The sequence below is a fragment of the Lachnoclostridium sp. An196 genome (assembly GCF_002160135.1).
GTDB lineage: Bacteria > Bacillota > Clostridia > Lachnospirales > Lachnospiraceae > Hominiventricola > Hominiventricola avistercoris.
On the sequence record NZ_NFJZ01000001.1, the window covers coordinates 373,157 to 387,054 of the forward strand.

Below are 13,898 nucleotides of genomic sequence, written 5' to 3' on the forward strand. Positions count from 1 at the left end.
AGAATGTTGGTAAAATAAATTTACAATCAAAATATACAGGAGGGTTGTATATGAAACGTTCCAGAATTAATCAGGTAATCAAAGACATGGAGGCGCTGGCCAGGGAGCACGGTTTTGAGATCCCGCCGTTCTGCAAATGGACGCCGGAAGAGTGGGCGGAGAAAGGGCCGGAATGCAACGAGATCCGCGACAATATGCTGGGCTGGGATATCACGGACTACGGACTTGGCAGGTTCGACGAGGTGGGCTTCGCGCTGATCACGATCCGCAACGGCAATGTGAAGAATCCGATCTACAAGAAACCGTATGCGGAGAAGCTTCTGATGCTGTATGAAGGACAGACTTCTCCGCTGCATTATCACTGGAGCAAGATGGAAGATATCATCAACCGGGGAGGCAATGATATTTACATTACCGTGTATAACGGAGCGGAAGACGGAAGCAAGCTGGATACGGATGTGGAGGTGTCGACGGACGGCGTGAAGAGAGTCGTTCCGGCCGGTACGCAGATCAAGCTGTCTCCGGGAGAGAGCATCACGATCACTCCGTATCTGTACCATGATTTTGTGGTCCCGAAAGAGGGCGGGCCGGTGCTTCTGGGCGAAGTCTCCATGTGCAATGACGACGAGCATGATAACCGGTTCTATGACGAGATGGGAAGATTCCCGAAGATTGAGGAGGATGAGAAACCTTACCGGTATCTCTGCAACGAGTATCCGAAAGCATAGGGGGAAGCTGCATGGAAAAGAAAATAGTAGTTGCCGGCCATCTCTGCGTGGATATCACGCCGGTATTTCCGGAGGGAAAGAAGAAGCCTATCGCCGAACTTCTGACGCCCGGGAAGCTTCTGCAGATGAAACCTGCCACGGTACATACGGGAGGAGTGGTTTCCAACACCGGACTGGCGCTGAAAAAGATGGGCGCCGACGTTCGCCTGGTGGGAAAAGTAGGAGATGACGCGTTCGGCACGATGGTGCGGAATATGATGAAAGCGCATGGCGCGGACGGAGATATCCTGATAGATCCGGACGATTCTACTTCCTATACCATCGCGCTGGCACCGCCGGGCATTGACCGGATCTTTCTGCATAATCCGGGAGCAAACGACAGTTTTGATGCCGATGACGTGCCGGATGAACTGTTGGAAGGAGCGTCGGTTTTACATTTTGGATATCCGCCGATCATGAAGAAATTTTATGAAAACGGAAGCGGAGAACTTTTGAAGCTTCTCAGAAGATCAAAAGAGCACGGCGTAATGGTTTCTATGGATATGACTTCGATAGATCCGGACTCTGAGGCCGGGAAAGCGGACTGGGAGCAGATTTTGCGGGATGTGCTGCCTTATGTGGATTTCTTTGAACCCAGTGTGGAAGAGCTTTGTTATATGCTGGACCGTCCGCGCTATGAGGAATGGACTGCCCGCGCGGCAGGACGTGACGTGACGGAAGTCCTGACCCTGGAAGATATCCGTCCGCTGGCGCAGAAGACCATGGATCTGGGAGCCAGAGTAATGCTGCTGAAATGCGGTGTGTCCGGAATGTATTACCGGACCGCGCCGGAAGACCGGATGGGCAGCTATGCGGGTGCCGGTCTTGAACTTGGGGCATGGTGCCGGAAAGAAGGATTTGTAAAGAGTTTTATACCGGATCGGGTACGCTCCGGCACCGGTGCGGGGGATACCAGTATCGCCGCTTTCCTGCTGGCGATGCTCAGGGGATATCCTGCGGAACAGTGCGTGAGGCTGGCAGCGGCAGAGGGCGCTTCCTGTGTGGAAGAGTTTGACGCCCTGACCGGAGTGCGTACGCTGGAAGAACTGGAGCAGAAGATCCGTTCCGGTTGGAAACAGAGAGATTAAAGAAAGAAAAGGAGAGAATAAGATGCTGGTAACATTAAAAGAAATCCTGAAAACAGCGGAAGAGAAACAGATTGCCATCGGCGCGTTCAACGCGCCCAACCTGGAGAGCCTGCAGGCTGTGACCGCGGCGGCGGAAGAGATGGATCTGCCGGTGGTGATCCAGTTCGCGCAGAGCCATGAGATCTATAATCCGGTGGAGGTTATGGGACCGTTGATGATGCAGTTCGCAAGGAATGCGAAGATTCCCATGTGCGTGCATCTGGATCACGGCGAGACGCTGGAATACGTGGAGAAATGCCTGGATATGGGCTTTACTTCCATCATGTACGACGGTTCCAGACTTTCATATGAAGAGAATGTAGAGAATACCAGGAAGGCGGTGGCGATGGCAAAAGCCAGAGGAGCCAGTGTGGAAGCGGAACTTGGAAGCATGGGTAAATATGAATCCGGCGCGGGCGACGGAAGCGAAGATGATACGAAGATCTATACGGATCCGGTTCAGGCAAAGGATTTTGTGGAGCGGACCGGCGTAGACGCGCTGGCATGCTCATTCGGAACAACCCATGGAATCTATCTGACCAAACCGCGTCTGGACTTCTCCGTAGTGGAAGGCGTGCGCCGCGAGACCGGAGGAATCCCGGTAGTTATGCACGGCGGTTCCGGAGTCAGCAAGGAAGATTTTCATGCGGCGATCCGCGCCGGAGTGCGTAAGATCAATTATTTCACATATATGGACAAAGCGGCAGGAACCGCTGTGGTAGATTGGGCAAATTCTCTGAAAGAGGGACAGCCGCCGTTCTTCCTGAACGCAGAGATCGAGGCTAAGAAAGCCATGAAAGAAAATCTGAAAGAAGCTATGAAGACATTCGCGTTTATGGACTGACTGCCAGGCCGCGCATGGTTTGCGGCAAACGTGACAAATGTCATCTCGAATTCGTGACAAAGGACAGATGTACTTTTTCCGGAATTTATTTATGATGTAATCACCAAATAAACCTACACCAAGAAGGGGAGGAAAAAGACATGAAAAGAAAAATCTTGAGCGTGCTTCTGTGCGTATCTATGGTTGCAGCAATGGCAGCCGGATGCGGCAGCAGCACCGAAGACACAGCAGCTGACGCGGCTACGACCGAGGAGGCGCCTGCAGAAGAGTCCGCTGAGACGGAAGAAGCAGCTCCGGCAGAAGACACCGCAGAGGCAGACGATGCGGCAGCATCCGAGGGTGGAAGAACCTTTGGCTATACCTGCATGGATGGTACCAACCCATTCTTCGTAGCTCTGGAAGGGGCGATCAGAGAAGTTGTTGAGAGCAACGGCGACACCCTGGTTTCCATGGACCCGGCAAACGATTCCAACACTCAGGTTAACCAGATCGAGGATATGATCTCCAGAGGCGTTGAACTGATGTTCGTGAACCCGGTAGACGCGGACGGCATTATCCCGGCACTGGATATGCTGAAACAGGCTGAGATCCCAATGTTCGGCTTCGATACCGAAGTAGGCGATATGAGCTACCTGGTATCCTATGCAGGCTCTGATAACTACAACGCAGGTTATGTATGCGGCGAAGATCTTGCCAAGAAGATCCCGGAAGGCGGCGATATCCTGGTACTGGATTCCCCGACCATGCAGTCTGTAACTGACCGTACCAACGGCTTCCTGGATGCGATCGAAGAGTCCGGCGTGACCTTCAATATCGTAGGCCAGCAGGATGCGCAGGGCAACCAGCAGGTGGCCAATGAGAAGGCAACTGACCTTCTGACCGCTCATCCGGATGTAGTAGCTATCTTCGGCGGCAACGACCCGACCGCTCTGGGCGCTTACACTGCGGCAGACGCGGCAGGACTTGAGCCTCTGATCTACGGCGTAGACGGATCCCCGGACGTAAAAGCGCTTCTGAAAGATACCATGATGGAAGGTACCGGAGCTCAGTCCCCGATCACCATCGGCAAGACCATTGCTGAGACCGCTTACCAGTGGCTGAACGGCGAAGAAGTAGAATCTTACATCCCGATCGAGACATTCCTTGTCACCGCAGACAATGTGGACGAATACGGAACCGATGGATGGCAGTAATTAATCAGATAAGCATATGAATAGAAGGGCTTTGCTCCTGAAGCGGAGCGAAGCCCTTCTCCTTACACGGGAAATCCGTTGGAAAGAAGACAGGTGGTGGCGATTTATGAGTGAACAGTACTTACTGGAGATGAAAGGAATCAGTAAATCCTTCCCTGGCGTCAAAGCCCTTCAGGATGTGAGCCTTCAGCTGAAGGCAGGCGAAGTCCATGCGCTTCTTGGAGAGAACGGCGCAGGAAAGTCCACCCTGATAAAAGTTCTGGGCGGTATCTACCATGCAGAAGAGGGAGAAATCTATATTGACGGCAAGAAGGTGGAGATCGACGGCGTCGTAGCAGCCCGTCATGCAGGCATCTCCATCGTACATCAGGAACTGGTACTGGTTCCGTATATGACGGTTGCGGAGAATATTTTCCTGGGCAGGGAGCCGGGAAATAAGATGAATATTAACCGTCGCCAGATGTCTGTGGAAGCGCAGAAACTTCTGGATACTTATGAGATGAATATCAACGCGGACACGCTGGTGGAAAAGCTGACGATCGCGCAGCAGCAGATGGTGGAGATCGTGAAGGCGATTTCCCTGAACGCGAAGATTCTGGTTATGGATGAGCCGACATCGTCCATATCTGATAAAGAGGTCGGCTTCTTATTTGAGACTATGCGCTCGCTGGTGAAAAAAGGCGTGGGCATCATCTACATCTCACATAAGATGAGCGAGTTGGAAGAGATCTGTGACCGCGTAACCGTCATGCGCGACGGCCAGACAGTCGGTACGAGAGTGGTCAAAGAGACCAGTACCGACGAGCTGATCGCCTTGATGGTAGGACGTGAGCTGACAAATTATTATACAAGAGACTATCAGGAGCCGGGAGATGTAATCCTCAAATGCGAACATATCTCGGACGGGAAGATGGCGAAAGACGCCAGCTTCGAACTCCGTAAAGGAGAGATCGTCGGATTCGCCGGGCTGGTAGGCGCCGGACGGAGCGAGACGATGAAAGCGATCTTTGGCCTCGCGCCTCATATGACGGGAGACGTCTATGTGGAAGGCAAGAAAGTTTCGATCAAATCCCCGATAGACGCGCTGAAATACGGAATCGCGCTGGTGCCTGAGAGCCGGAAGGAAGAAGGCCTGTATCTGGTACAGAGCGTGAAATTCAACACGACAATAGAGGTTCTTGAGCAGTTTATCAGCAAACTTCGCGTAAATTCCAAAAAAGAAGAGGAGATTACGCAGAAATACATTGATCTGATGGCAACGAAGACCCCCAGCCAGGATCAGGTGATCCGAAACCTGTCCGGCGGAAACCAGCAGAAAGTGATGATCGGCCGCTGGCTGGCGACAGATCCCAAGATCCTCATCCTGGACGAGCCGACCAGAGGCGTGGATGTGGGCGCGAAAGCGGAGATCTATTCCATCATGAATGAACTGGTAAAGAACGGGATGTCTATCATCATGATTTCTTCGGAGCTTCCGGAGATCATCAATATGAGCGACAGGATTTATGTGATGAATGACGGCCGCGTGACAGGATGCCTGGACCATGAGTCTGTGACCCAGGAAGGCATTATGCAGCTGGCTGCAAAGTAAGCGTTAGAGCGAAGGAGGAGAAGATATGGCATCCAGATTTGGTAATGGAGTTGTCAAATATTTCAAAGACAATATCGGTATCATCATTGCACTGCTTGCAATGTGTATCTTTTTGGTAATTTTCCCGACGACGAGAACCACGTTTCTGACCCCGAACAATATGTTCAATATCCTGCGTCAGAACGCGTCGAACCTGTTCCTGGCCACTGGTATGACGATGGTCATCATCCTGGGAGGCATCGAGCTTTCCGTAGGCTCCGTCATTGCCCTGTCCGGCTGCGTGGCTGCCGGCTGCGTGGTTAATTTAGGACTTCCGGAAGCGGTAGGATTCTTGGCGGCTATCCTGGTGGGAGCAATCGTTGGTATGTTTAACGGCTTGGTAATCTGCAAGACAGATATCCCGCCTTTCATTGTAACCCTGGCTTCCATGAATATCGCGAAAGGTATCGCCCTTGTGTATACCCAGGGCGCTCCGATCCGCTGTATGACGGACGCATTTAAATTCCCGGGCGCCGGTTATGTGGGTCCGGTACCCACGCCGGTTATCCTGATGCTGATCGTGTTTGTTATCGCGGCGCTGATGATCAACCGGACGCAGCTCGGCCGCCATATCTACGCGGTGGGCGGCAACGCGCAGGCAGCAAAGTTCTCTGGAATTAATGTTTCTAAAGTGAAGTTTATCGTATATACTTATACTGGAATTATGGCCGGTATTGCTGGAGTGGTAGTGGCTTCCCGTCTGTATTCCGGCCAGCCGACTGCAGGAGACGGCGCCGAGATGGACGCCATCGCGGCGGTGGTAGTCGGAGGTACATCCATGAGCGGCGGTTCCGGACGGATCGGAGGAACACTGATCGGCGTGCTGATCATTGGCGTGCTGAACAATGGTCTGAACCTGATGGGCGTGGATTCCAACTGGCAGTATATCGTAAAGGGTCTGGTTATCCTTCTTGCGGTATATGTGGACTTCATCCGTAACAAGAAAGCCGGAAGATAATATAAGGCAGTATACAAGTCTCCTGGGCCTTTCGGGGCCAAGGAGGCTTTTGCGCTGTGGAGGAGAAATGAAAAAATACGCGTGGACGATATTGCTGGCGGTCTGCGTATGGGCGCTTTCCGGGTGCAGGATGCCGGAAGCCCCGGAAGACGCGCATGAGCCCAGAATCTTCGGGGCTACTTATATGACGAGAAACAATCCCTATTTCGACGTGCTCCACGAAGCCATCGAAGAAGTGGTGGAGGGCAACGGGGATATCCTGATTTCCAGGGATCCCAGCCAGGATCAGGAAAAGCAGAACGGGCAGATCATGGAGATGATCGAGGAAGGAATCGAGGTCTTGTTTTTAAATCCGGTGGACTGGGAAAAAGTGAAGCCGGCTCTGGAAGCATGCCGGGAGGCTGGCGTAGTGATTATCAATATCGATACGGTGGTAAAGGATACAGACTATGTAGTGTCCATCGTGGAAACAGACAATTATCAGGCAGGCGTACTGTGCGCAGAAGATATGATGAGCAGAGTGGACAGCGCCAGGATCGTCGTCATCGACAATCCCATACAGACTTCGATTGCCAACCGTGTACAGGGATTTATGGATACAATCGGGGACAACCCCAATTACCAGGTGATCGATACCGAGATCGGAGCCGGGGAAATTGAGGTGTCTGCGGAAGTGATGGCGAATTTTCTGGAAAAGGTTTTGGATGAAGGAATCGAATTCGACGTGGTCCTGGGCGGGAACGATCCGTCTGCGCTGGGAGCGCTGGCAGCGCTTCAACAGTACCGGATGGAGGATGGGGTTCTTATCTATGGAATTGACGGTTCTCCGGATTTTAAATCCATGCTGGAACTTGGATATGTGACGGCGACCAGTTCTCAGAGCCCCAAAACAATCGGAACCGTGGCGGCAGAGACGGCCTATCAGTATCTGGCGGGCGGGGAAGTAGAACCGTATATCAGCATCGAACCATATTTGGTTACAAGGGAAAATCTGGATGAATACGAAATCAATGAATGGCAGTAAAAAACAGAATATGGAAAGCGAAGCGGCGGACCGCCGGGTAGCGGCCCTGCAGGGGGCGATGCTCGCGGTTAATTTTGCCATGGTTTCTTTTATCTGCATTTTTATCTATATGACGACGGAGAGAATCCGGGCGCGCTACGACGCAAGAGAGTTTCTGGACAGCGTGGTGACGATTCCGGCGGATCCCCGGATGAATCTGATTATCTGCCTGTCTTTGATGGGGATGCTGGTGGTGACGTTCGCCATCCGCCATTTCTGGACCAGCCTTTCCAACTCCTGGACGGTAGTCACGCTTCTTGTGGACTTTATCGTATGCGCGGCGGTGATCTATCAGCTGGATTTTAATTATAATGGTCTTCTGCTGCTGGCCTTCGCCAATGTTATTGCCTATGTGCGGGACGGCAAGATAAAGCTTTTGTTCGTAATACTGGCAGTATGCGGTTATCTGGTGGCGGATTATAATCTTCTGTCCATTTACATGCCTTTGTACCGCGTGGTTGACTATATCCGCTATTATCCGGCCAATACACAGCAGTATCTGTCCAGTATCAACAGTATTATGGCGTCCTTGAATATGATCCTGTTTATTGCATACTGTATCTATGTGATCAACCGCCAGAGAGGCACCATCGAGGAGGTCAATCAGCTCTATCATGAACTGCAGACGGCGAACGAACAGCTTCATGAATATGCGGACATGTCGGAACGGATGGCCCAGACCAGAGAGAGAAACCGTCTGGCGAGGGAGATTCACGATACGCTGGGTCATACGCTGACAGGGATTGCCACCGGACTGGATGCCTGTCTGGCGCTGATGGATATTTCCCCGGAACAGACCAAAAAGCAGCTGGAACTTTTGTCCAAGGTAAGCAGAGAGGGGATCAAGGATATCCGGCGTTCAGTCAACGAACTTCGTCCGGATTCTCTGGAACGGCTTAGCCTGGAGGTGGCGATTCGGAAAATGGTCACGGAGATGAGTCAGGTGTCTGATGTGAAAATATATTTTGAAACAGATGAGAAACACCTGAAATTTGATGAAGATGAAGAAAATGCGATTTATCGGGTGATTCAGGAGGGAATTACAAACGCGGTGCGGCACGGAAAAGCGAACCGGATCTGGATTACTCTGAAAAAAGTGGACGGTGAGATTATTCTGGTGATCCGCGACGATGGAATCGGCGCCAAAGAAATCAAGAGCGGTTTTGGGACAAAACATATGAAAGAAAGGATCGAGATGCTGAGAGGTACGGTGACTTTCGACGGAAGCAATGGATTTACCGTAACCGCGCGGATACCGATCCGGTGGGGAGAGACGTATGATTAAAGTATTGATTGCAGACGATCAGGAACTGATCCGTCAGAGTCTGCAGATAGTATTGGACAGCAAACCGGATATTGAAGTAAGCGATGTGGCGGCGGACGGACAGGAAGTAATCCGCTGCATTCGGAAACAGAAGCCGGATGTGATCCTGATGGATATCCGGATGCCGAAAATGGACGGCGTACAGTGTACCAAAATCATCAAGGAAAATTATCCGGAGATAAAAATCATCATTCTGACCACGTTTGATGATGACGAATATGTGTACAACGCATTGAAGTTTGGAGCCAGCGGATACCTTTTAAAAGGGGTATCCATGGATGAGCTGGAAAATGCCATAAAGACTGTGTACAGGGGACAGGCGATGATTAACCCGGATATCGCCACGAAAGTATTAAAGTTATTTTCGAGGATGGCAAAAGCGGATTATACGATTCCTGTAGGAGACAAAGGCGTGGAAGAGCTGACGAAGACAGAATGGAAAATCATCAGCCAGGTGGCAACCGGAGCTACCAATAAGGAGATTGCCGAAGCTCTGAGCCTGTCTGACGGAACGGTGAGAAATTATCTGAGCACGATTCTGGGGAAACTGGATCTCAGAGACCGTACGCAGCTTGCGATCTGGGCGGTGCAGACGCGGGCAGCGGGCTATGGTCCGGACGAGTGATCCGGGGAGGAGACGGATGAAAAAGAGAAATATTCTGATTGGAGTGGCTGCGGCCGCAGTCTTCGGCGGAATAGGGATCGCCGCGTACGCGGGGAATATGCAGCATGAAACCGTGCTGGAATTCGGGATGTTTGCGGGCAGCAACTGGGATGTGGCGAATGCCAACAGTTTTGTTATTATTGATAAGGCAATCGAACTTTTTGAAAAGGAACATCCGGGCGTGCGCATCCATTATTACAGCGGCGTGCGAAAAGACGATTATTCCGAGTGGTTTTCCAGAAAGCTGCTGGCAGGTCAGGAACCGGACGTATTTATGGTGCTGGGAACGGATTTTAATCAGTTTTCTTCTATGGGCGTTATGAAAGATTTGGAACCGCTGATAGAGAGAGACGCTTCTTTCGACCCTGAAAAATATTTCGACAGCGCTTTTCGGACAGGCCAGTATGGAGGAAAGCAGTACGCGCTGCCTTACGAGGTGGTCCCCACGCTGATGTTCGTCAATAAGTCTCTTCTGACGAAAGAGGGGATTGCCATGCCGGACGAAAACTGGACCTGGGATGACTTGTACGAAATCTGCCAGAAGGTGACGAAGGATGTGGATGGCGACGGACTTCTGGACCAGTTCGGAACTTATAATTATGACTGGTTGGACGCGGTATATACAAACGGGGCGGAGATCTTTGAGTCGGACGGGTCAGAATGCTATCTTGCCGGCGACCGGGTGGTAGAAGCTGTGAAATTTATCGGGCAGATCGACGATCTCTACCAGGGGCAGAATGTGACGCAGGAGGATTTTAACGCGGGCGATGTGGCGTTTATGCCTCTGACCTTCGCGGAGTACCGTACTTATAAAACATATCCTTACAGGATTAAAAGATATACGGGATTTCAGTGGGACTGCATTACGATGCCCGCAGGCGGGCAGGGAGAAAATTTGTCTCAGGTAGACACGCTGCTGATGGGGATCAGCACAAATACACGCCACGAGGAACTGGCGTGGGAATTTCTGAAGCTGCTTACTTATAATGAAGAAATTCAGATGGAGATTTTCCGGTCTTCTCAGGGCGCGTCTGTTCTCAAAGAAGTGACGCAGTCAGAAGAAATGGAGAGTATTGTCCAGGAAGATATGGAGGAAGGAGATACGGTTATCAGCGGAGAATTGCTGGGCCAGGTAATTGAAACCGGGAGAATCAAGCCTCAGTTCAAAAAGTATGAACAGGCCATGTCTCTGGCTGACAGCGAGGTCAGCAGTATCCTGGAAAATGACAAGACGGTGGACAGCAGTCTGAAGATTCTGCAGAGAACGATAAATACTTATTTACAGCAATAGCAAATATTTTATGAATGCATCTTGCATCTCTGCCATTGTGTGTTATTATATTACTATCATTGGACAAAAGAATAATATGCAAAATAGGTTTCCATGCGTCAAGTGTTCGGTGGATGGGGAGTTGCCGCCGAAACGAAAAGCCTGTCTTACGATATGGAGACCGCACCCGTTGCAGCAATATCAGATAGCATCTCATATTGTGAAGGGATATTTCGTCATATGTTCTGTCACAAAGATAAGGAGGTGCTTTTTTTATGGATTATGAAAAAATAAAAGAGGGAGTCCGTCTGATGCTGGAAGGTATCGGAGAAGATGTGAACCGGGAAGGGCTTCTGGAGACGCCGGACCGGATCGCCCGTATGTGCGCGGAGATCTACGGAGGACTGTACGAAGATCCGGCAGTGCATCTGAAAAAACAGTTCGCGGCGGAAGGAAGCGGAATGGTCATCGAGAAAGATATCACGTTTTATTCCATGTGCGAACACCATCTGCTCCCTTTTTATGGAAAAGCGCATATCGGATATTTCCCGAACGGAAAAGTAGTGGGGCTGAGCAAGCTGGCGCGTACCGTGGATGTGTTTGCCCGCAGGCCGCAGATTCAGGAGAAGATGACGGCGCAGATCGCGGAGGCGCTGGAAGAGAGCCTGGATCCTGATGGCGTAATCGTGATGCTGGAGGCGGAACATACCTGCATGACCATGCGCGGCATCAAAAAGCCGGGCAGCAAGACGGTGACATTAAAAGCGACCGGTGTATTTCTGGAAAAGCCGGAGCTCCAGGACCGGTTCCTTGCCATGGTAAGGCAGGGATAGCGCCATGCAGGAGATGATGGAGCGTGTGAACCGGATCTGGAGACATCCGGAATATCAGTCCTGTCTGGAGAAAATCCGTGTCTGTGAAAAGGAGAGAATCTTCTGCCGTCATACGCCGGAACATTTTCTGGATGTGGCGAGAATTACCTGTCTGCTGGCATATGAAGAAGATCTTCCGGCAGACCGGGAAACCGTGTACGCTGCTGCGCTGCTGCACGATATCGGACGCCACCTGCAGTATCAGCAGGGGATCCCGCATGAGCAGGCCAGCGCCCGGATAGCGGAAGGTATTCTGCAGGACTGCGGGTTTACAGCCGAAAAGAGTGAGGAGATCCTGAGTTTGATCCTGAGCCATCGGACGAGATCAGACAGGAAAGATCTGAAGGGACTGTTTTACCGCGCGGACAAATTGTCCCGGAACTGTTTTGCCTGTCCGGCGAGAGAACGGTGCGACTGGCCGGAAGAAAAGAAGAACCGGAATATCATTTGCTGACACGAAATGCATCCGTGAAAGACTGAGAGGATCGTTGACATGAGAATCGGAAATAAAGATTTTGACGTAAAAAATAAGACATACATTATGGGAATCCTGAATGTGACGCCCGACTCTTTTTCGGACGGAGGAAAGTGGAAGGACCAGGACGCGGCTCTGAGGCACGCGGAAGAGATGATCGCGGATGGAGCCGCTGTCATAGATATCGGAGGGGAATCCACACGGCCGGGGCACCGGCAGATTTCAGATGAAGAAGAGATTGATCGGGTGGCGCCGGTGATCCGGGCGGTAAAAGCCCACTTTGATGTGCCGGTGTCCGTGGATACTTATAAGGCGAAGGTGGCCAAAGCCGCGATTCAGGCAGGCGCCGACCTGGTCAATGATATCTGGGGACTGAAATATGATCCGCAGATGGCGGGCCTGATCGCCGGGGCCGGGGTTGCCTGCTGTCTGATGCACAATAAAGATAAGGCGGAGTATGAGAATTTTTACCCGGACATCCTGCAGGAAACGGCAGAGTGTGTCAGGATTGCCAGGGAAGCGGGGATTGCCAGGGATAAGATCATCCTGGATCCCGGCGTGGGATTTGGCAAAGACTGCGCCATGAATCTGGAAACCGTTCATTATATGGAACGTTTCCATACGCTGGGATATCCGCTGCTTCTGGGAACTTCCAGGAAATCTTTTATCGGACTTACGCTGGATCTTCCGGCGGATCAGAGGGAAGAAGGCACGATGGTGACAACCGTGATGGCGGTTATGAAAAAATATGCGTTTGTGAGAGTGCATGACGTAAAAGCCAATGCCAGAGCGGTCAGGATGACAGAAGCGATCCTGGCGGCCGGAGAGGAATAAAGAAGATGGATAAGATACACATCAAAAATCTGGAAGTGTTTGCGCATCATGGAGTATTTCCCGAGGAGAATGTGCTGGGACAGAAATTCCTGGTGTCCGCGACTCTTTATACATCCACCCGGGAAGCCGGAAAGTCGGACGATCTGTCCTGCTCGATCCACTACGGGGAGATCAGCCGTCAGATAGATTCCTTCTTGAAGGAACATACCTTTCAGCTGCTGGAGACGGCGGCGGAAAAGCTGGCGGAGCAGCTGCTTCTGGAGACAAAACATCTGGAGAAGATAAAGATCGAGATCAAAAAACCGTGGGCGCCTGTCGGCCTGCCTCTGGAGACAGTTTCTGTGGAGATCGAGAGGGGATGGCATACGGCGTATATTGCTCTCGGTTCCAATATGGGAGACAAGAAAGCGTATCTGGATATGGGAGTGGAAGGACTCCGGAAAACGCAGGGATGCCGGGTGGAGACAGTCTCGGATTATCTGGTGACAGAACCCTACGGAGTGACAGACCAGGACGAATTCTTAAACGGGGTCATGAAAATCCGCACGCTGCTTTTGCCGAGGGAACTGTTGGCCCGTCTGCATGAGATAGAACAGGAGGCAAAGAGGGAAAGAATCCTCCGCTGGGGTCCCAGGACCCTGGATCTGGATATCCTGCTGTACGACGACCTGATCCTGGATGATGAGGATCTCCATATTCCGCATGTAGAGATGCATAAGCGGGATTTTGTGCTCAAACCTCTCTGTCAGATTGCCCCGTATGCGAGGCATCCGGTGTATAATCGCACGGCCCGGGAACTGCTGGACGCGTTGGAGGGATAATAGATTCATGGCTTGACAAAACGTCTTTTTAATAATATTATTGCATTAGATAATTA

14 protein-coding genes and 1 riboswitch are annotated in these 13,898 nt (G+C 51.4%); all 14 genes read left to right on the top strand.

Annotation, left to right across the window (positions count from 1 at the left end; all coding sequences use genetic code 11):
• The first annotated feature begins 50 nt into the window (after positions 1-50).
• Entirely contained in the window at positions 51-728 is a 678-nt protein-coding gene (locus B5F29_RS01645; protein ID WP_087152929.1) for a D-lyxose/D-mannose family sugar isomerase, read from the top strand.
• A gap of 11 nt (positions 729-739) precedes the next feature.
• Entirely contained in the window at positions 740-1,855 is a 1,116-nt protein-coding gene (locus tag B5F29_RS01650) for a carbohydrate kinase family protein (protein WP_087152930.1), read from the top strand.
• Positions 1,856-1,877: 22 nt separating this feature from the next.
• On the top strand, positions 1,878-2,738 hold the full coding sequence (locus B5F29_RS01655; protein WP_087152931.1) for a class II fructose-bisphosphate aldolase: 861 nt from the start codon (positions 1,878-1,880) through the stop codon (positions 2,736-2,738).
• A gap of 140 nt (positions 2,739-2,878) precedes the next feature.
• On the top strand, positions 2,879-3,931 hold the full coding sequence (locus B5F29_RS01660; RefSeq protein ID WP_087152932.1) for a sugar ABC transporter substrate-binding protein: 1,053 nt from the start codon (positions 2,879-2,881) through the stop codon (positions 3,929-3,931).
• A 106-nt stretch (positions 3,932-4,037) separates the two neighbouring features.
• The gene (locus B5F29_RS01665; RefSeq protein ID WP_087152933.1) at positions 4,038-5,522 is read left to right on the top strand and encodes a sugar ABC transporter ATP-binding protein; all 1,485 of its coding nucleotides are present in this window, start codon (positions 4,038-4,040) and stop codon (positions 5,520-5,522) included.
• Positions 5,523-5,547: 25 nt separating this feature from the next.
• A complete protein-coding gene (locus B5F29_RS01670) occupies positions 5,548-6,519 on the top strand; it encodes an ABC transporter permease (RefSeq protein ID WP_087152934.1) in 972 nt (323 codons plus the stop codon).
• A 67-nt stretch (positions 6,520-6,586) separates the two neighbouring features.
• The gene (locus B5F29_RS01675; protein WP_087152935.1) at positions 6,587-7,543 is read left to right on the top strand and encodes a sugar ABC transporter substrate-binding protein; all 957 of its coding nucleotides are present in this window, start codon (positions 6,587-6,589) and stop codon (positions 7,541-7,543) included.
• Complete coding sequence (locus B5F29_RS01680; RefSeq protein ID WP_242955549.1) at positions 7,515-8,867, top strand: sensor histidine kinase; 1,353 nt, start codon at positions 7,515-7,517, stop codon at positions 8,865-8,867. The genes B5F29_RS01675 and B5F29_RS01680 overlap by 29 nt, the downstream gene beginning before the upstream one ends.
• The gene (locus tag B5F29_RS01685; RefSeq protein ID WP_087152936.1) at positions 8,860-9,531 is read left to right on the top strand and encodes a response regulator transcription factor; all 672 of its coding nucleotides are present in this window, start codon (positions 8,860-8,862) and stop codon (positions 9,529-9,531) included. Before B5F29_RS01680 ends, B5F29_RS01685 begins: the two co-directional genes overlap by 8 nt.
• A gap of 16 nt (positions 9,532-9,547) precedes the next feature.
• Complete coding sequence (locus B5F29_RS01690) at positions 9,548-10,861, top strand: ABC transporter substrate-binding protein (RefSeq protein ID WP_087152937.1); 1,314 nt, start codon at positions 9,548-9,550, stop codon at positions 10,859-10,861.
• A gap of 77 nt (positions 10,862-10,938) precedes the next feature.
• Positions 10,939-11,035: riboswitch (THF riboswitch) on the top strand.
• A gap of 80 nt (positions 11,036-11,115) precedes the next feature.
• Entirely contained in the window at positions 11,116-11,673 is a 558-nt protein-coding gene (folE, locus tag B5F29_RS01695) for a GTP cyclohydrolase I FolE (protein ID WP_087152938.1), read from the top strand.
• 4 nt (positions 11,674-11,677) lie between these two features.
• Entirely contained in the window at positions 11,678-12,166 is a 489-nt protein-coding gene (locus B5F29_RS01700) for an HD domain-containing protein (protein ID WP_242955550.1), read from the top strand.
• 39 nt (positions 12,167-12,205) lie between these two features.
• Entirely contained in the window at positions 12,206-13,021 is an 816-nt protein-coding gene (gene folP / locus B5F29_RS01705; RefSeq protein ID WP_087152939.1) for a dihydropteroate synthase, read from the top strand.
• 5 nt (positions 13,022-13,026) lie between these two features.
• The gene (folK, locus tag B5F29_RS01710; RefSeq protein ID WP_087152940.1) at positions 13,027-13,842 is read left to right on the top strand and encodes a 2-amino-4-hydroxy-6-hydroxymethyldihydropteridine diphosphokinase; all 816 of its coding nucleotides are present in this window, start codon (positions 13,027-13,029) and stop codon (positions 13,840-13,842) included.
• Positions 13,843-13,898: the final 56 nt, after the last annotated feature.

What these genes read in the sequence shown, in the direction of transcription:
- B5F29_RS01675 (WP_087152935.1), top strand. Translation starts at nt 6,587, where the DNA reads ATGAAAAAATACGCGTGGACGATATTGCTGGCGGTCTGCGTATGGGCG.
- folP (WP_087152939.1), top strand. Translation starts at nt 12,206, where the DNA reads ATGAGAATCGGAAATAAAGATTTTGACGTAAAAAATAAGACATACATT.
- folE (WP_087152938.1), top strand. Translation starts at nt 11,116, where the DNA reads ATGGATTATGAAAAAATAAAAGAGGGAGTCCGTCTGATGCTGGAAGGT.
- folK (WP_087152940.1), top strand. Translation starts at nt 13,027, where the DNA reads ATGGATAAGATACACATCAAAAATCTGGAAGTGTTTGCGCATCATGGA.
- B5F29_RS01700 (WP_242955550.1), top strand. Translation starts at nt 11,678, where the DNA reads ATGCAGGAGATGATGGAGCGTGTGAACCGGATCTGGAGACATCCGGAA.
- B5F29_RS01680 (WP_242955549.1), top strand. Translation starts at nt 7,515, where the DNA reads ATGAATACGAAATCAATGAATGGCAGTAAAAAACAGAATATGGAAAGC.
- B5F29_RS01660 (WP_087152932.1), top strand. Translation starts at nt 2,879, where the DNA reads ATGAAAAGAAAAATCTTGAGCGTGCTTCTGTGCGTATCTATGGTTGCA.
- B5F29_RS01655 (WP_087152931.1), top strand. Translation starts at nt 1,878, where the DNA reads ATGCTGGTAACATTAAAAGAAATCCTGAAAACAGCGGAAGAGAAACAG.
- B5F29_RS01650 (WP_087152930.1), top strand. Translation starts at nt 740, where the DNA reads ATGGAAAAGAAAATAGTAGTTGCCGGCCATCTCTGCGTGGATATCACG.
- B5F29_RS01690 (WP_087152937.1), top strand. Translation starts at nt 9,548, where the DNA reads ATGAAAAAGAGAAATATTCTGATTGGAGTGGCTGCGGCCGCAGTCTTC.
- B5F29_RS01670 (WP_087152934.1), top strand. Translation starts at nt 5,548, where the DNA reads ATGGCATCCAGATTTGGTAATGGAGTTGTCAAATATTTCAAAGACAAT.
- B5F29_RS01645 (WP_087152929.1), top strand. Translation starts at nt 51, where the DNA reads ATGAAACGTTCCAGAATTAATCAGGTAATCAAAGACATGGAGGCGCTG.
- B5F29_RS01665 (WP_087152933.1), top strand. Translation starts at nt 4,038, where the DNA reads ATGAGTGAACAGTACTTACTGGAGATGAAAGGAATCAGTAAATCCTTC.
- B5F29_RS01685 (WP_087152936.1), top strand. Translation starts at nt 8,860, where the DNA reads ATGATTAAAGTATTGATTGCAGACGATCAGGAACTGATCCGTCAGAGT.